Source organism: Amycolatopsis pithecellobii, assembly GCF_009707865.1.
GTDB lineage: Bacteria > Actinomycetota > Actinomycetes > Mycobacteriales > Pseudonocardiaceae > Amycolatopsis_E > Amycolatopsis_E pithecellobii.
Genome location: NZ_WMBA01000043.1, coordinates 29577 through 46395, shown reverse-complemented (window position 1 = coordinate 46395; position 16819 = coordinate 29577). Strand labels below are relative to the sequence as shown.

18 protein-coding genes are annotated in these 16819 nt (G+C 69.5%); 14 read left to right on the top strand and 4 right to left on the bottom strand.

Going from position 1 to position 16819, the window contains the following annotated elements; genetic code table 11:
* Window positions 1-70: 70 nt before the first annotated feature.
* The 11 genes from ruvC to GKO32_RS24395 all read left to right on the top strand — a co-directional run bounded on the left by ruvC (window position 71) and on the right by GKO32_RS24395 (window position 10162).
* Window positions 71-673: a crossover junction endodeoxyribonuclease RuvC gene (ruvC, locus tag GKO32_RS24445; RefSeq protein ID WP_154759233.1), complete on the top strand. Its 603-nt coding sequence runs from the start codon at window positions 71-73 to the stop codon at window positions 671-673.
* On the top strand, window positions 670-1263 hold the full coding sequence (gene ruvA / locus GKO32_RS24440) for a Holliday junction branch migration protein RuvA (RefSeq protein WP_154759232.1): 594 nt from the start codon (window positions 670-672) through the stop codon (window positions 1261-1263). The genes ruvC and ruvA overlap by 4 nt, the downstream gene beginning before the upstream one ends.
* A gap of 24 nt (window positions 1264-1287) precedes the next feature.
* On the top strand, window positions 1288-2334 hold the full coding sequence (gene ruvB, locus GKO32_RS24435) for a Holliday junction branch migration DNA helicase RuvB (RefSeq protein ID WP_376765997.1): 1047 nt from the start codon (window positions 1288-1290) through the stop codon (window positions 2332-2334).
* 96 nt (window positions 2335-2430) lie between these two features.
* Window positions 2431-2820: a preprotein translocase subunit YajC gene (gene yajC, locus GKO32_RS24430; RefSeq protein WP_154759231.1), complete on the top strand. Its 390-nt coding sequence runs from the start codon at window positions 2431-2433 to the stop codon at window positions 2818-2820.
* A gap of 126 nt (window positions 2821-2946) precedes the next feature.
* A complete protein-coding gene (secD, locus tag GKO32_RS24425; RefSeq protein WP_312868474.1) occupies window positions 2947-4518 on the top strand; it encodes a protein translocase subunit SecD in 1572 nt (523 codons plus the stop codon).
* 1 nt (window position 4519) lies between these two features.
* Window positions 4520-5731, top strand: coding sequence for a protein translocase subunit SecF (gene secF / locus GKO32_RS24420; RefSeq protein ID WP_312868472.1), 1212 nt, complete (start codon window positions 4520-4522; stop codon window positions 5729-5731).
* Window positions 5732-5734: 3 nt separating this feature from the next.
* The gene (locus tag GKO32_RS24415; RefSeq protein ID WP_312868470.1) at window positions 5735-6253 is read left to right on the top strand and encodes an adenine phosphoribosyltransferase; all 519 of its coding nucleotides are present in this window, start codon (window positions 5735-5737) and stop codon (window positions 6251-6253) included.
* Window positions 6254-6296: 43 nt separating this feature from the next.
* Complete coding sequence (locus tag GKO32_RS24410; protein ID WP_154759230.1) at window positions 6297-6560, top strand: FitA-like ribbon-helix-helix domain-containing protein; 264 nt, start codon at window positions 6297-6299, stop codon at window positions 6558-6560.
* A complete protein-coding gene (locus tag GKO32_RS24405) occupies window positions 6557-6952 on the top strand; it encodes a type II toxin-antitoxin system VapC family toxin (protein WP_208024527.1) in 396 nt (131 codons plus the stop codon). Before GKO32_RS24410 ends, GKO32_RS24405 begins: the two co-directional genes overlap by 4 nt.
* 92 nt (window positions 6953-7044) lie before the next feature.
* Window positions 7045-9369: a RelA/SpoT family protein gene (locus GKO32_RS24400; protein ID WP_312868469.1), complete on the top strand. Its 2325-nt coding sequence runs from the start codon at window positions 7045-7047 to the stop codon at window positions 9367-9369.
* Between the two features lie 22 nt (window positions 9370-9391).
* Complete coding sequence (locus tag GKO32_RS24395; protein ID WP_154759229.1) at window positions 9392-10162, top strand: enoyl-CoA hydratase-related protein; 771 nt, start codon at window positions 9392-9394, stop codon at window positions 10160-10162.
* A gap of 83 nt (window positions 10163-10245) precedes the next feature.
* Here the strand turns inward: GKO32_RS24395 and GKO32_RS24390 are convergent, their stop codons facing one another.
* Complete coding sequence (locus tag GKO32_RS24390; RefSeq protein WP_312868468.1) at window positions 10246-11103, bottom strand: peptidylprolyl isomerase; 858 nt, start codon at window positions 11101-11103, stop codon at window positions 10246-10248.
* A 122-nt stretch (window positions 11104-11225) separates the two neighbouring features.
* Here GKO32_RS24390 and GKO32_RS24385 point away from each other — a divergent pair, with 122 nt between their 5' ends.
* Entirely contained in the window at window positions 11226-11786 is a 561-nt protein-coding gene (locus tag GKO32_RS24385) for an MBL fold metallo-hydrolase (protein WP_312868467.1), read from the top strand.
* On the top strand, window positions 11783-12424 hold the full coding sequence (locus GKO32_RS24380) for a hypothetical protein (RefSeq protein WP_312868466.1): 642 nt from the start codon (window positions 11783-11785) through the stop codon (window positions 12422-12424). The genes GKO32_RS24385 and GKO32_RS24380 overlap by 4 nt, the downstream gene beginning before the upstream one ends.
* Here GKO32_RS24380 and GKO32_RS24375 read toward each other — a convergent pair.
* A complete protein-coding gene (locus tag GKO32_RS24375; protein WP_166459711.1) occupies window positions 12381-12674 on the bottom strand; it encodes a hypothetical protein in 294 nt (97 codons plus the stop codon). The genes GKO32_RS24380 and GKO32_RS24375 overlap by 44 nt on opposite strands.
* A 37-nt stretch (window positions 12675-12711) precedes the next feature.
* Window positions 12712-14085 (bottom strand): YibE/F family protein, encoded by a 1374-nt coding sequence (locus GKO32_RS24370; RefSeq protein ID WP_312868465.1) that lies wholly within the window; start codon window positions 14083-14085, stop codon window positions 12712-12714.
* 136 nt (window positions 14086-14221) lie between these two features.
* On the opposite strand from GKO32_RS24370, the gene GKO32_RS24365 reads away from it, so the two are divergent.
* Entirely contained in the window at window positions 14222-14626 is a 405-nt protein-coding gene (locus GKO32_RS24365; protein ID WP_312868464.1) for an SsgA family sporulation/cell division regulator, read from the top strand.
* A gap of 5 nt (window positions 14627-14631) precedes the next feature.
* Here the strand turns inward: GKO32_RS24365 and GKO32_RS24360 are convergent, their stop codons facing one another.
* Window positions 14632-16737: a transglycosylase domain-containing protein gene (locus GKO32_RS24360; protein WP_312868463.1), complete on the bottom strand. Its 2106-nt coding sequence runs from the start codon at window positions 16735-16737 to the stop codon at window positions 14632-14634.
* Window positions 16738-16819 lie beyond the last annotated feature (82 nt).

Here is a 16819-nt window from a genome sequence, read left to right as displayed (position 1 = left end):
GCGTCCTGCCCGGCGATCACCGCCGCGCCCGGTAACCTCCGAACTGGTGTTCGGACGGGAAGGGTGAATCATGCGGGTGCTCGGTGTCGACCCGGGCCTGACGCGGTGCGGTCTCGGTGTGGTGGACGGCGGCACCGGCCGGCAGGTCACCTGTGTCGCGGTGGACGTCGTGCGCACCCCGGTGGACGCGACGCTGGCGCACCGGCTGTTGCGGATCTCCGACGCGGTGGAGGAGTGGCTCGACCGCTACCGTCCCGAAGCGGTCGCCGTCGAGCGCGTGTTCAGCCAGCACAACGTGCGCACCGTGATGGGCACCGCGCAGGCCGGGGGAGTGGTGGCGTTGTCGGCCGCGCGCCGCGGGCTGCCGGTCGTGTTCCACACGCCGAGTGAGATGAAAGCCGCCGTGACCGGGTCGGGTCGCGCGGACAAGGCGCAGGTCACCGCTATGGTGACCCGGTTGCTGGGGCTGGTGGAGAAGCCGAATCCGGCCGACGCGGCGGACGCGCTGGGGCTGGCGATCTGTCATCTGTGGCGTGAGCCGATGCGCGCACGGCTGGCCGAAGCGGAGGCGCGGGCGGCCGAGCTGGCGCGGGCGCACAAGGCACGCCTGGCCGCGGCGGCGAAGAAGGCGAAAAGCGCGGGCGGTACGGCAGGGAAGGGAGCGGCGCGATGATCTCCTCGGTACGCGGGGAAGTGCTGTCGATCGGGCTGGACCACGTGGTCGTCGAGGTCGGCGGGGTAGGGCTGGCGGTGCAGGCCACGCCCGCCACCCTCGCCACGCTGCGGCGCGGCGAGCAGACCCGGCTGCACACCGCGCTGGTGGTCCGCGAGGACTCGCTGACCCTGTTCGGGTTCGCCGACGCCGAGGCGCGCGAGCTGTTCACACTGCTGCAGACGGTGTCCGGGATCGGGCCGCGGCTCGCGCTGGCCGCACTCGCCGTGCTCGACCCGGACAAGCTGCGCACCGCACTGGCCGAAGGCAACATCACGGTACTCACCCAGGTACCCGGGATCGGCCGCAAAGGCGCCGAGCGGTTGTCGCTGGAGCTGCGGGACAAGGTCACCGCGGGCAGCGGCGGGGCGGAAGCCATACCCGCCGTGGGTTCGGCGGTGCGTGCCGAGGTCACCGAGGCGCTGACCGGGCTCGGTTTCCCGCTCAAACAGGCGGAACAGGCGGTGGAGAAGGTGCTGGCCGGCGGCGGGGATGCGGACACCTCGACCGTGCTGCGCGCGGCGCTGACCACCCTCGGCCGCAAGGGATAGGTCGGCGGCGTGCACGATGACAGCGTGACCGGATTCGACTCCGACGAGACGCTCTCGGCCTTGCCGCAGACCGCTGAGCGCGAGGTCGAGACGACGTTGCGCCCGCGCAAGCTGGCCGAGTTCGTCGGTCAGCCCCGCGTGCGTGAGCAGCTGGAACTGGTGCTGGAAAGCGCCCGCCGCCGTGGTGTCCCACCCGATCACGTGCTGCTGTCCGGCCCGCCGGGGCTGGGCAAGACAAGCCTCGCGATGATCATCGCGGCGGAGCTGGACGCGTCGATCCGCATCACCTCGGGGCCCGCGCTGGAACGGGCCGGTGATCTGGCGGCGATGCTGTCCAACCTGGTCGAGGGCGACGTGCTGTTCATCGACGAGATCCACCGGATCGCGCGCCCCGCCGAAGAGATGCTCTACCTCGCGATGGAGGATTTCCGGGTCGACGTCGTGGTCGGCAAGGGGCCGGGCGCGACGAGTATCCCGCTGGAGATCGCGCCGTTCACGCTCGTCGGGGCCACCACCCGGTCCGGCGCGCTGACCGGCCCGCTGCGCGATCGGTTCGGGTTCACCGGCCAGATGGAGTTCTACGCCGACGACGAGCTCGACCTGGTGGTCCGGCGCGCGGCCACGATTCTCGGCATCGGGATCGACGAGGAAAGCAGCGCCGAGCTGGCCCGCCGCTCCCGTGGCACCCCCCGGATCGCCAACCGTCTGCTGCGCCGCGTGCGCGACTACGCCGAGGTCAGGGCGGATGGGCGGATCACGCTGGAGGTCACCAGGGCGGCGCTGGCCGTCTACGACGTGGATGAGCTGGGCCTGGACCGGCTCGACCGGGCGGTGCTCGGCGCGCTGGTCAACTCGTTCGGCGGCGGCCCGGTCGGCGTGTCGACGCTCGCGGTCGCCGTGGGTGAGGAACCGGGCACGGTCGAAGAGGTGTGCGAACCGTACCTGGTCCGCGCCGGCATGCTCGCCAGGACGCCGAGGGGCCGTGTCGCCACCGCGAGTGCGTGGGAACATCTGGGCCTGCGCCCGCCCCCGGAGTACGCCAGGCCGGACCAGTCGGCGCTGTTCGATTAACACGCCACTTGTGTGACCGGTGGTGGCACCTGGCACACTCGGTAGTGCACATCCGGACAATTGGGCGTACGAGCCGCGTGCGCCGAATGGAGAATCATGAACCAGCTTTTCCTGCCGTTGCTCCTCATGCTGGTGGTGGCCATCCCACTGATCATGGGCAGCCGGAAGCAGAAGCGTGCCGCGCAGGAGCAGAAGAACCTGCAGACGAGCCTCTCCGAGGGCGACCGCGTGATGACGACCTCGGGTCTGTACGGCACGGTGGCCGACACCAGTGACGACACCACGATCGACATCGAGATCGCGCCGGGCGTCGTCACCACCTGGCTGCGCCAGGCCGTCCGTGAGAAGGTCGCGCCCCCGGTGGACGACGAGTTCGACGACAGCGCCGAGCAGTCTGCCTCCGCGGTCGAGGTGGTCGACGAGACCCCGGCCGCCGAGACGTCCGGCGCCCAGGTCGCGCCGCCGCTCGAGCACGGCAAGAAGTAGGACCGCAGGGTTCGCGGCCCCTGGCGCCCGGGCGCCGGGGGCTCTAGCGCTGCCTTCACCCGATGCCGGGTACTGTTCGGGCACCGGCACGGCCCCAGTTGATCATTTCCGAGGAGAACGACCACCGTGGCACCACCCGCCGGGCGGATCCGCCCGGGACGCTATCTCGGCTTGTTCGTGTTGATCGTGGTCGTGCTCTACCTGCTGGTGTTCTTCACCGGGGGCGGCAAGCCGGCGCCCAAACTGGGCATCGACCTGCAGGGCGGCACGCGCGTGACGCTGACCGCGCGGACCCCGGACGGCTCCGCGCCGTCGAAGGATTCGCTGAACCAGGCCCGCCAGATCATCGAAGCCCGCGTCAACGGCATCGGCGTCAGCGGGACCGAGGTCGTCCTCGACGGCAGCAACATCGTGATCACGGTGCCGGGCGAGCAGGGTGACCAGGCGAAGAAACTGGGCCAGACCGCGAAACTGGGCTTCCGCAAGGTGCTCGACGCGCAGCAGACCACGGTGCCGCCGGCCCCGGCCGCACCGGGCGCGGACAACCAGACGCCGCAACAGATCCAGCAGGCCAGGGCCACCCGGCAGGACCCGGCCCTGGTGACCGGCACCGGGGACAGCCTCGCCGAGTCCCCGGCCGCGAAGCAGGCGCTGACCACATTCGCCTGCTCGGCGCAGGATCCGTTGCGTGGCAACGATGATCCGAACGCCCCGCTGCTGGCGTGCAACCAGGACGGCACCGAGAAGTACCTGCTGGGCCCGGTGTTCCTGCAGGGCACGGAGATCGACAACGCGGTGGCCTCGCCGCCGGCGCAGAACAAGCCCGGCTGGACGGTCGATCTGACGTTCAAGTCGGCGGGCAGGCAGACCTGGGCGGACTTCACCACGAAGAACATCCAGCAGCGGGCCGCGTTCGTGCTGGACACGCAGGTGGTCTCGGCGCCGACGATCCAGAGTGCGATCGTGGACGGCAACACCCAGATTTCCGGCCAGTTCACCCAGCAGCAGACCAAGGATCTGGCCGACATCCTCAAGTACGGTTCGCTGCCGCTGTCGTTCACCTCGTCGGACGCCACCACGGTGTCCGCGACGCTGGGGCTCGCCTCGCTCAAGGCGGGGTTGATCGCCGGCGGGGTCGGCCTGGCGCTGGTGTTCGTGTACTGCCTGTTCTACTACCGCCTGCTCGGCGCGCTGACGATCGTGTCGCTGGGCCTGTCCGGTGTCGTGGTCTACGCGATGCTGGTGCTGCTCGGACGCTGGATCGGGTTCACCCTCGACCTCGCCGGGGTCGCTGGATTCATCATTGCCATCGGGGTCACGGCCGACTCGTTCGTCGTGTTCTTCGAACGGCTCAAGGACGAGATCCGCGAGGGCCGCACGTTCCGTTCGGCGGTGCCGCGCGGCTGGACGCGGGCGCGGCGCACCATCCTGGCCTCCGACGCGGTCATGTTCCTGGCCTCCGCGGTGCTGTACGCGATCGCGGTCGGTGACGTGCAGGGCTTCGCGTTCACCCTCGGTATGTCGACCGTGCTGGACCTGGTCGTGGTGTTCCTGGTGACGCACCCGCTGGTGGCGCTGGCCGCGCGGTCGAAGACCCTGTCCAACCCCAGGCTGACCGGGCTCGGCGGCGTGCAGCATCTGGCCGACGAGCGCCGCAGTGCGCGCAAAGCCGCCGCCGCGGCCGCGAAGGAGGCGTGAGGTGACCACCCCGGGGGCTGCGAAGAAGGGCAGCGTTTTCCACCGACTGTATGTCGGGACCGGTGCGTTCGACATCATCGGCAAGCGCAAGCGGTGGTACATCTTCTTTGCCGCGCTGGTGATCGTGTGTATCGCCTCGATCGGGATCCGCGGGTTCAACCTCGGGATCGAGTTCGAGGGCGGCACGCAGATCCAGCTGCCGGCGCACGGTTCGCACGGCGTGATCACGACTGACCAGGCCAAGCAGGCCTACGCGGACGCGCTGGGCAGGCAGCCCGCCTCGGCACAGACCGTCGGTGTCGGCGATGCCGCGACGGTGCAGCTCCGCTCGGAGACGCTGGACGAGAACGACGTCGCGAAGGTCAAACAGACGCTGTTCACCGAGCTGCAGCCGATCGGTTCGAACGGGCAGCCGAGCGCGCAGGCGATCAGCGACAGCGCGGTGAGCGCGTCATGGGGCGGGGAGATCTCCCGGCAGGCGCTGATCGCGCTCGCCGTGTTCATGGTGCTGGTGACGATCTTCCTCGCGCTCTACTTCGAACGCTGGATGGCGTTGGCCGCGCTGATCTCACTGGTGCACGACATCGTGGTGACCGCGGGCGTGTACTCGCTGGTGGGCTTCGAGGTCACCCCGGCGACGGTGATCGGCCTGCTCACCATTCTCGGTTTTTCCTTGTACGACACGGTGGTGGTGTTCGACAAGGTCAAGGAGAATGCGCGCGGCATCCTCGGGCTGACCCGCCGCACCTACGCCGAGACGGCGAACCTGGCGCTGAACCAGACCCTGATGCGCTCGATCAACACGTCGATCATCGCGCTGCTGCCGGTGCTGGGCCTGCTGATCGTCGGGTATCTCCTGCTCGGCTCGGGCACGCTGCAGGACCTCGCGCTCGTCCAGCTCACCGGCATGCTCGCGGGCGTCCTGTCGTCGCTGCTGCTGGCCACCCCGCTGCTGGTCGACTTCAAGATGCGCGACCCGAAGTACAAGCAGCAGGCCGAACGCGTCCGGTCCCGCCGCGCGAACCTCGCCCGTAAGGCCGCGGCACGTGAGGACGAGGAAGACGACTTCGACGCGTCCGACGACGAAGCGCTCGCCGCCGAGCTGCGCAAGGAAAAGGCGTACGCCGCGGCGGCCAGCGTGCCGGCGCGTACCCCGAAGGGCACCCGGCCGCAGCCGCGCCGCGGCCGTCCTTCGGGCAAGCGGAAGCGCTGACGCGTGGACCTCGACGCCGCGCTGGGCCTCCTCACCGAGGTCCCCGATTTCCCTGTGCCCGGCGTGCTTTTCCGCGATCTGGCGCCGCTGTTCGCGCACGCCGAGGGGTTCCGCGTCGTGACGGACGCGCTCGCGGCGACGGTCGACCCGGAGGTGGATCTGCTGGCCGCGGTGGAAGCACGCGGCTTCCTCCTCGCCGCCGCCGTCGCGCACGCGCGCGGCCTGGGCGTGGTGCTTGTCCGCAAGCCCGGCAAGCTGCCCTCGGTCGCCGGCCGCGTGGAGTACGCGCTGGAGTACGGCACGGCGACGCTCGAGCTGCCGGTGAACGTGGTCCCGCCGCACGCCAGAGTCGCCGTGGTGGACGACGTGCTCGCCACCGGTGGCACGGTCGGCGCTGCGTGCCGGCTGCTGGAGCAGGCGGGTGCGGTCGTGTCCGGGGTATCGGTGGTGCTGGAACTGGCGGCGCTCGGTGGCCGGGATGCCCTCGACGGACGCCGGGTGCAGTCGCTGCGCACCGCCTGATCGAGTGCATGCATATCTGCATGTACGGGGGTAGGCTCGGCTCATGGCAGCCATTCAGATCCGCGACGTGCCAGAACCGGTGCGGGCGAGGCTTGCCCAGCTCGCGCGGGAAAGGGGGCAGTCGTTGCAGTCGTACCTGCTGGATCTCGTCAGCGATGAAGTCCGCAGGCAGGACAATCTGGCCGTGCTGTGCCGTTTCGGCGAGGGCAGGCACGGCACCCGGCTGACCCGGGAGGACGTGGTGTCCCCGCTGCACGAGGCCAGAGCCGCGCGTGACGAGTCGATCCGGGACGAGTCGCCCGAGTGATCGTGGTCGACGCCTCTGCGCTCGGGTACGCACTGCTCGACGAAGGACCCACCGGTGACAACTGCCGCGACCTGCTCGCGGCCGACGACAGGTGGATCGCGCCCGAGCACTGGATGGTCGAAGTGCTCTCGATCATCCGGGGCAACCTGCTCGGCGGGAAGATCCGTGAGGACCATGCCGCCGAGGCGATCGAGGCCGTGTCGCGCCTGCACGTCATGGTGCCGCTCACCAGGATCCTGCTACCGCGCATGTGGGAGTTGCGCAACAACCTCACCAGCTACGACGCCGCCTATGTCGCCGCCGCCGAGGTGTACGACTGCGGCCTGCTGACCGCGGACGACCGGCTTGCCCGCGCGCCGGGGATCGCCTGTCCCATCAAGATCCTCAGCTGAAACCGGGTCTCGCGCGGGGATCGTGACCCCATCCGGCGGCGGCGCGTTAGGCTTGTTGTTCCAGAGGGTCATCGCAGCAGCAGGAGGTGTGGGTGAGCCAGGAGATCGGTTCCCCGGCGCCCGCCGAAAACGCGCTGACGCACCAAGGAGCGACGAGGGCGCCCTCGGCCACCCGGCGCGTCCGGGCCCGGCTCGCCCGGCGGATCACCGCCCAGCGCGCGGCCTCGGTCAAGCAGGTGCTCGAGCCGCTGGCGGTGATCCACCGCGAACTGCACCCCGGTGCCGATCTCAGCCTGCTGCAACGCGCCTACGACGTCGCCGAGGAACTGCACCGTGACCAGCGGCGCAAGTCCGGCGACCCGTACATCACGCACCCCCTCGCCGTCGCCACCATCCTGGCCGAGCTGGGCATGGACACCGTTACGCTGGTCGCCGCGCTGCTGCACGACACGGTGGAGGACACCGGCTACTCGCTGGAGCAGCTGGCCGAGGACTTCGGTGACAAGGTCGCGCAGCTCGTCGACGGCGTGACCAAACTGGACAAGGTCAAGCTCGGCACCGCCGCGGAGGCCGAGACCATCCGCAAGATGGTCATCGCCATGGCCCGGGACCCGCGGGTGCTCGTCATCAAGCTCGCCGACCGGCTGCACAACATGCGCACGATGCGGTTCCTGCCGCCGGAAAAGCAGGCGCGCAAAGCGAAAGAGACGCTGGAGGTGCTCGCGCCGCTCGCGCACCGGCTCGGCATGGCGACGGTCAAATGGGAGCTGGAGGACCTGGCGTTCGCGATCCTGCAGCCGAAGAAGTACGACGAGATCGTGCGCCTGGTCGCCGATCGCGCCCCGTCGCGGGACATCTATCTGCGCAAGGTGATCGACGAGCTCAACCTGAGCCTGGGGAACTCGCGGATCACCGCGAAGGTCGAAGGCCGACCGAAGCATTACTACTCGATCAACCAGAAGATGATCGTCCGCGGCCGCGATCTGGACGATATCCACGATCTCGTGGGCGTGCGCATCCTCGTCGAGGACGTGCGCGACTGCTACGCGGCGATGGGTGTCGTGCACGCCTTGTGGCAGCCGATGCCCGGGCGCTTCAAGGACTACATCGCCCAGCCGCGGTTCGGGGTGTACCAGTCGTTGCACACCACGGTGATCGGGCCGGACGGCAAACCCCTGGAAGTGCAGATCCGCACCTACGAGATGCACCACACCGCGGAGTACGGCATCGCGGCGCACTGGCGGTACAAGGAAACACGCGGCACCCACAACAGCGCCACGGCCAACGCGGTCGACATCGACGAGATGGCGTGGATGCGGCAGTTGCTGGACTGGCAGCGGGAAGCGGCGGACCCCGGGGAGTTCCTCGACTCGCTGCGCTACGAGCTCGCCGCCCGCGAGATCTTCGTGTTCACGCCCAAGGGAGACGTGGTCACGCTGCCGGTCGGCGGCACACCGGTGGACTTCGCCTACGCCGTGCACACCGAGGTCGGGCACCGCTGCATCGGTGCCCGCGTCAACGGCAGGCTCGTCGCGCTGGAGCGCAAGCTCGAGAACGGCGACGTGGTCGAGATCTTCACGTCCAAGGCGGAAAGCGCGGGCCCGAGCCGGGACTGGCTGATGTTCGCGCGCTCGCCCAAGGCGCGCGCCAAGATCCGGCAGTGGTTCGCCAAGGAACGCCGCGACGAGGCGATCGAGGCGGGCAAGGACGCGATCACCAAGGAGATCCGCAAGGTCGGGCTGCCCATGCAGCGCCTGGTCAACGCGGAATCCATGGGCGCGCTCGCGGCCGAGCTGCGGCATCCGGACATCAGCTCGCTCTACGCCGCGGTGGGGGAGAGCCACACCAGCGCGAAGCATGTGGTGCAGCGGCTGGTCGCGCTGATCGGCGGGGTCGAGGAGGCCGAGGAGGAACTGGCCGCCCGTTCCACCCCGTCGACCGTGCACCGGCGGCGCGGCTCGAACGACGTCGGTGTCGTAGTCAAGGGCGCCAGTGACGTGTGGGCCAAGCTCGCGCGCTGCTGCACGCCGGTGCCGGGGGACGAGATCCTCGGATTCGTCACGCGCGGCGGCGGGGTGAGCGTGCACCGCACCGACTGCACCAACGCCGAAGACCTGCGCCGCCAGCCGGAGCGGCTGGTCGAGGTCGAATGGGCGCCGTCGGAGAATTCGGTGTTCCTGGTGTCGATCCAGGTCGAGGCGCTGGACCGGCACCGCCTGCTGTCGGACGTGACGAAGGTGCTGGCCGACGAGAAGGTGAACATCCTGTCCGCGTCGGTCACCACGTCGAGGGACCGGGTCGCGGTGAGCCGGTTCGCGTTCGAGATGGGTGACCCGAAACATCTGGGGCATGTGCTGAAAGTCGTGCGCGGCGTCGAGGGCGTCTACGACGTGTATCGCGTCACGTCGGCGTCCTGACCCGCCCCGCTAGGGTGCCGGTATGGCATCGGGGTTGGAATTCAGCACGGACGGCGAGCTCGGGAAGCTGACGTTCGTGCGGCCGGAGAAGAAGAACGCGATCACCCACGAGATGTGGTCGGCGATCCCGGAGTACGTCGCGGCCGTCGAGTCCGATCCCGTCCTCAAGGTGCTGGTGATCACCGGTGCGGGCGGGGATTTCTCGGCGGGCGCGGACATCGGCGAGTTCCGCACGCTGCGTTCGGGCGCCGAAGCCGTGGCGGCGTACGACAAGACGGTCGACGAGGCGGTCTCGGCGCTCGCCGACATGCGGAAACCGAGCGTGGCGATGATCCGCGGCAACTGCATCGGGGGTGGGTGCCAGCTGTCGGTCGCCTGCGATTTCCGTTTCGCCGCACCGGATGCGCGGTTCGGGATCACCCCGGCGAAGCTCGGGATCGTCTATCACTTCTTGTCCACGCGGCAGCTGGTGTCACTGGTCGGCCCCGCACACGCGCGGTACCTGCTGCTGTCCGGCGAGCTGATCGACGCGGTGCGGGCCCGGGAAATCGGGTTGGTCAACGACGTGTTCCCGGCGCTGGAGGACGAAGTCGCGGAGTTCGCCGCGACTTTGTGCGCCCGCTCGCAGGCCTCGATCCGCGGGATGAACCGGATCATCGGGAAGATCGTGGCCGGGCAGACCGAAACCGATGCGGAGATCGAAGAAATCCGCGCGGCCGCGGTGCACGACGACTATCCCGAAGGCGTCGCAGCCTTCCTGGAGCGCCGCCCTCCGCGGTTCCCTTACCGCTGAGGCCGGTTTCCTGGTTGCTTTTCGCCACGCTGGCAGCTTGCGCCGCCACCCGCACCGCTACGCAAGCCGTATCAGGACATTTGTTACGCCGCGACGGTGGCGCCGGTGAACTTGACGGGGGTCTTGGGGGCGCCGGTGCCGTCTTGGCTCTGGGCGGCGGAAGCCGGGTCGACGCCGTCGCGGGCGACCTTGTCCAGCACCTGCAGGCCGGCGTCCGAAATGGAGCCGAACACGGTGTAGTCGGGGTCCAGCTGCGCGGTGCCGTACACCATGAAGAACTGGCTGCCGCCGCTGTTGGGTTGTGACGTCTTGGCCATCGCGAGCACGCCGCGCCCGTAGGTGAGCTGCGGGAAGTTCTCGTCGGGGATGGTGTAGTCGGGCCCGCCCATCCCGGTGCCGGTCGGGTCGCCGCATTGCAGCATCTGCAACCCCTCGGTGCCGAGGCGGTGGCAGGAGGTGTCGGTGTAGAAGCCCTGGTTCACCAGGCTCACGAAACTGTTCACCGTGCACGGGGCGAGCGCGCGGTCCAGCGTCACCGGGATGTCTCCCACCGTGGTCTTGAGGGTGACGTTCACGGTGCCGGTCGCGGGGACGTTCTTGCCGTCCGGCACGGTCGCCTTCTTCGTGCTCTGCTGATCGGCCGATGCCGGGTAGTTGCACGTGGCCGGGTTCGGCAGCGGGGTGGGACGGTTCGCCTCGGTGACCCGCTGGGTAGGGATCTGGATCGGGCTGCTCTCGGGGGCGCTCGGCGGCGCCGCGGACGTCGAGCCGTCGCCACCGCGCGTCACGAAGAACACCACCAGCCCGGCGACCACGACCACCACACCCACGGTCGCCCCGACGCCGATGATCCTGCGACGGCGCGCACGCTCGGCACGGCGGACGAGCTGCCGTTCGAGTTTGCGCTTCGCGGCCTCACGGCGTTGCTGGTTGGTCGCCACCTGCCCCTCCAGATCTGTTCGTGTTCACCGACCGGGTGGCGGCAGTCTATGGGCACAGCCTGTGAGAACCCCGTACAGGGCCGGTTAGGGTGAACTCGCCTGACTTCTTGGAGGTGTCTTTCGTGCTCGTCGTCGGATTCGCGGCCGGCGGTTTCGGAGCGAACTGCTATCTGCTGGCGCCGGCGGCCGGTGCCGGCTGCGTCATCGTGGACCCCGGCCAGGACGCGGTCGCGGGCGTGGAGAAAGCCTTGGGGGAACACGGTTTGACGCCGGAAGCGGTGCTGCTGACACATGGGCATTTCGACCACGTGGAGTCCGCGGACGCGTTCGGGGTCCCGGTGTGGCTGCACCCGGCGGACCGCGAGCTCGTCTCGATACCCACCACCGATCTCGGCACGACGATGATCGATGCCGCCGGGCTCCGCATCCGCGCCGAGCACGCACCGGGGCACACTCCGGGTTCGATGATCTTCCGTCTCGACACCCCGGAAGGCGGGCGGCTCGCGCTCACCGGTGACACCGTGTTCGCCGGTTCGCTGGGCCGCGGTGATCAGGAAACCCTGGCCGCGTCGGTGCGTGAGCGGTTGCTGCCGTTGCCGGCTGACACCGTGCTGCTGCCGGGCCACGGCGGCGCCACCACCATCGGGCGCGAGCGTGCGGCGTGGACGGCGGTGACCCGGTGACCGAGCCGGGCGGGGAGCGCTTGCCGCTGTACCACGACGACCCGGCGCTGCGCCGTCGCCGGCTGGTCTCGGGGCTGATCGGCACGCTGCTGTTCGCGGCCGCATTCGGCGGTATCGCCGGATTCATCGGCGGGCGCCTGGCCGGGCTGATCGTCGCCACGGTGGTCGCGTTGCCGTTGCTGTACGTCGTGTTGTTCACGGCGCGGCGCCGGAGCTGGCTCGAGGGCACCACGGTGCTCGTCCGCACCTGGCGGCTGCGGCGGGTCGGCATTGCCGACGCGAGCCGGATCGATCTGCTGGTGACCGACGTGCGCGGCATGCGGACGGTGAGCCTGCTGCTCAACGCCGGCCGGCGCGGCGAGGCGGCGAAGATCGACCTCGCTGTCTACGCGGGCACCGGCGGGCGCGAACTCGGTGTGTTCGCGCTGCGCAGGCTCGCGGACGCGTTGCTGAACAACATCGAGGCCGACGGCATGGTGTTCTCGGAACTGCTTGTCGCGCAACTGAAAGCCGAGGCACGCGGAGACGCCGCCGCGGACCGGCCGCTGTACCGGCTCGCCTCGGCCGCGCCCACGGGACGCCTCGCCCAGCGGTTCACGATGGACGCCGTGAGCCGCTTCGTCGCTCAGCTGGACTGACCTCCCGACCGTTCCGGGAGGTGGACGCGACGGCGAGGCGGTGTTCGATCTCGGCCAGCTGAGCGCGCAGCTTTTCCAGCTGGTACACGACTTCCGGCAGTTCCTGCGCGGCGAACGTGGCCAGCCGCTCGATCTGTTTCACCGCGTCCCGCAGTTCGGTCACCACGGTCATCAGCCGGGGCAGGCCCCACACGGCGCCGACCGTGGTGCGGGCGATGCGGGACAGGTGACGCGGCAGTGCGAGATCCATCGCAGACCCCTCCGGTTCGCTTGCCCGCCTTCGTACCTCACGTTTCGCGTCGCCGTGACACCGGGGCCTTGACCTGTGGTTTCTGCTTACTCCTGGGACTGTTGTGGTCGCTGGGAACATCTTCACGGCTCGCGATGAGCGCCGCCAGGATCGTGGTCACCGGCACCGCGGCGACGATCCCGACACTGCCGGCAAGCGTGCGGACGATCTCCTCGGCGATGTCCTGTGAACTCAGGATGGTGCCCAGCCCGACCCCCGACAGTGACGAATAGAGCAGCACCGGCAGCGCGGCCCCGGCGTAGGCCATGACGAGCGTGTTGACCGCCGAGCCCACGTGATCCCGGCCGATCCGCAGCCCGGCCCGGTACAGCTCGCGGCGGCCGAGGGCGGGGTTCGCGCGGCGCAGCTCCCACACCGCGCTGGTCTGCGTCACCGTGACGTCGTCGAGCACGCCGAGTGCGCCGATGACGATCCCGGCGAGCAGCAGGCCCCGCGCGTCGATCCCGTGGCCGAGCGCGCCGATGAGGGTGGCCGTGCTGTCGTCGAGGCCGGTGAGCGACGAGGCGACGGAGAAGATCACCGACAGCACGCCGATCAGCACCAGGCTCACCATCGTGCCGAGCACCGCGACCGAGGTGCGTGCGGACAGCCCGTGGGTGGCGTACAAGGCGACGAACATGATCACCCCGGCGCCGGTGATCGCCACCAGCAACGGGTTCTGCCCGGCCAGGATCGCCGGCAGCACGAACAGCACCAGCACCACGAAACTGAGCACCAGCGCGCCGAGCGCGGCCACTCCCTGCCAGCGGCCGAGCACCACGACGGCGATCGCGAACAGCGCGGCCAGCAGCACTAACGGCAGGCCACGCTGGAAGTCGACGATCTGGTACGACGCCGGGTCCGTCGCGTCACCGCCGGTGTAGGACAGGACCACCTTGTCCCCGGCGGAAAACCGCGGCGTACTCGGCTCGATCGGCACGACGAGCTTCACCGAGGTACCGGCCGCGGCTCCGTCGGTGAGCCGCACGTCCACGGTCAGGCACGGCTTTTCGCCCGGCGCGGGCTGAGCACCGACCTGGACCTGTCCGGGCGCGAGACACGGGCCGCTGAACGCCGTGGTGATGCTGCCGTGCACCGGCTGCCCCTGCTGGTAGCTGCTCGCCGGCTTCGCCTTGCCCCACGGGTACAGCACGAGCAGACCGGCGAGCGCCGCGACCGCGAGGGGGGCGAGCAGCCAGGTCAGCAGGACGCGCACCCGGCGGGACGCGGGTGCCGCCGGGCCATGCCCATGACCGTGCCCGTGCCCGGCCGCAGGTTTCGCCTTCGGCGCGGGCCTGCGGGCGCGCGGCGGCTCGCCGGTGACCCGGAGGATCGGGCCGGTCTCGGCGTCGGCGATGTCGTCACGGGGCACCGGGTTATCGTGCCCACCCGCCCGATCCTGGTCACGGCAGGGTCACGTGCGTGCGAATTCGTGACCCTGATCCGCGTAACGTGCAGCGGCTTCCGGCGTCTTTCCCGAGAAAGCTGCTCTGGCAGGGGAGGACACCGTGCACACTGACGTCGTCGAACAGCATCAGTTCGTCACCCTCAACGGGAATGGCACCCCGGTGTTCTCCCGGTGGACCTACGTCGCGGGCGACCCGTACGTGGTGACCCTGGCGTTCCGCACCGAACGGGGCCACTGGATCGACTGGAGCTTCGCCAGGGACCTGCTCATCGACGGCCTGGAGGAACCGGCCGGGCTCGGTGACGTGCGCGTCCGCCCCGATCTCGCGTTCACCGACGACATGCTGGTGATCGAGCTGGAATCCCCGGACGGCTACGGGATCGTCGAGATGCGCCGCCAGGACGTCGAGCGGTTCGTGGACGCCACCTGCCAGGTCGTCGCACCCGGCACCGAGACCGACCTGCTGGACATCGACGCGTTCATCGCCCAGGTCATCAAGGTCTGACCTGCTCAGCGCCGCGCGTTGAGATAGGCCGGGTCCGGCGCCGGTGGCGGGATGTCCGGCTTGCCCGCGAGGAGCTGGCCGAACGCGCGGAAGTAGGGCGGTGCCGCCACCGTGCCACCGAACGCGCCGTGCCCGCAGTTGCCCAGGTGCACCGGCGTGCCGGGGCAGATCTCCTGCGGGTGCGAGCCATCGGCGAACACCATGGACGCCACGGCGTAGTTGTCCACCCCGCCGACGAACGCGACGGACTCGCTGAACTGGGTGGTCCCGGTCTTGCCGATGTCCGGGTGCGTCCACCCGGCCGCGTGCGCCGCCTGCGCGGAGGTGCCGCTGATGGTGTCCTGGCTCAGGCCTGCCTCCAGGGAGTTCGCCAGCCCCGGCGGCACGACCTGCTCACACCCCTGCTGCTTCACCGGGACCGGTTTGCCGTCGCGGTCGGTGACGGACAGGATCGGGTTGGGCGGGCACCAGACGCCGCCGCTCATCAGCGTCGCGGAGACGTTCGCCATTTCCAGCGGGCTCACCGGGCTGTCGCCGAGGGTGAAGGACAGCTTGTTCTGGAAGTACTGCGACTGCGGCTCGTTGTACTGATCGTTCGGTGACCGCGGGTCCGGGGTGCCGCCGAGTTCGTCGGTGGTCAGCGTGTTGCGCAGGCCCAGCCGCCGCGCCATGTCGAGCACCGCCGGCAGGCCGACCTCCTGTTCGAGGTTGACGAAGGCGACGTTCGGGGAGGTGGCGAGCCCGTCGCGCAGCGAGATCGGGTTCGGATAGTTCACCCCGTCGTTCTGGATGCAGTAGGGCGGGGTGTACTTGTTCGCGCCGGGCGGGGTGAAACACTGACCGGCCTGGTTCGGCAGCGGCGTGTCCAGTCCCGCCTTGCCCGCCTCCATCGCGGCCGCCGAGGTGAAGATCTTGAACGACGAACCGGCGCCGAACACGTTGGCGGCATTGGCGACGATGTTGGTCGATGTCTCACCGCGCGCGGGATCGGTGCCATAGTTGCGGTTCGCGATCATCGCGAGCACCTCGTGGGTCTGCTGCCCGGGAGAGATCACCGCGAACGTGTTGGCGACACCGTCCTGTGCGGTCGGTACGTTCGCCTCGACCGCGTTCTTCACCGCCTGGCTCGCCGCCGGGTCCATTGTGGTCTTGATGGTGTAGCCGCCGGTCTCCAGATCGTCGGCGGTGAAGCCGGCCTGCTGCAGGTAGTTTTGCGCGTAGGCACAGAAGAATCCGGCGTCGGGCGGCGCGCCCATGCAGGTGCTGGACGGGATGTCCGGACCGTCTTCGACCACCCCGAGCGGGCCGGCCTTGGCGATCGCGGCGTCCGGCGCGGCGAGCATCCGGTTGGTCACCATGTCGTCGATGACGCTGTTGCGGCGCTCGAGTGCCTGCTGGGGATGCGTGTACGGGTTGTACAGGTTCGGGTTGTTCACCATGCCCGCCAGCAACGCGGCCTGCTGCACGGTGAGTTTGTCCGGCGTGGTGTGGAAATACGCGTGCGCGGCCGCGCCGACGCCGTAGACGTTGCCGGAGAACTCGACCACGTCGAGATAGCCGGCGAGAATGTCCTGTTTGGACTGAGTCTGACCGAGCTGCACCGCGATCTTCGCTTCGCGCAGCTTGCGCGCGATGGTGTCCGCGCGGTCGGCGAACTGAGCGGCCTTGTTGTTCCGGTCGGCAACGTTGATCAGGTAGTTCTTGACGTACTGCTGGGTGATCGTCGACCCGCCCTGGGTGGAGCCGCCCGAGCTGTCGTGGAATGCGGCGCGGAGCATGCCTTTCGGGTCGACCCCGCCTTCGGCCCAGAACCGGCGATCCTCCACCGACACGATCGCCGCGGTCATCGTGGGCGCGATCTGGTCGAAGGTGACGGGCAGCCGGTACTGGTCGAACAGGGTCGCGATGGGATTGCCGTCGCGATCGGTGACCGTGGTGACCAGCGGCTGGCGGCTCGTGGCCAGCGACGCCGAGATGCCGTCGACGGAATCACTCACCTGGTTCGACAGCACGCCCACGCCCATGGTCACCGGTGCCAGCACACCGGCGAGCAGCACGCCGGCCAGCGCGCACGAACCGAGGAACCTGGGCACATCACGGGAAAGCCGCACACCGGCGACGATAGACAACATTCCGTGAGCCCGCTGTTGAGGGCTTTTTCATTACCGGTGTGCGGTTCCGTCTTGACTCAAC

Excerpts from the sequence above, each read along its gene's own strand:
- ruvC (WP_154759233.1), top strand. The coding sequence starts at position 71 with ATGCGGGTGCTCGGTGTCGACCCGGGCCTGACGCGGTGCGGTCTCGGT.
- ruvA (WP_154759232.1), top strand. The coding sequence starts at position 670 with ATGATCTCCTCGGTACGCGGGGAAGTGCTGTCGATCGGGCTGGACCAC.
- yajC (WP_154759231.1), top strand. The coding sequence starts at position 2,431 with ATGAACCAGCTTTTCCTGCCGTTGCTCCTCATGCTGGTGGTGGCCATC.
- GKO32_RS24410 (WP_154759230.1), top strand. The coding sequence starts at position 6,297 with ATGGCAGCCATTCAGATCCGCGACGTGCCAGAACCGGTGCGGGCGAGG.
- GKO32_RS24395 (WP_154759229.1), top strand. The coding sequence starts at position 9,392 with ATGGCATCGGGGTTGGAATTCAGCACGGACGGCGAGCTCGGGAAGCTG.
- GKO32_RS24375 (WP_166459711.1), bottom strand. The coding sequence starts at position 12,674 with ATGGATCTCGCACTGCCGCGTCACCTGTCCCGCATCGCCCGCACCACG.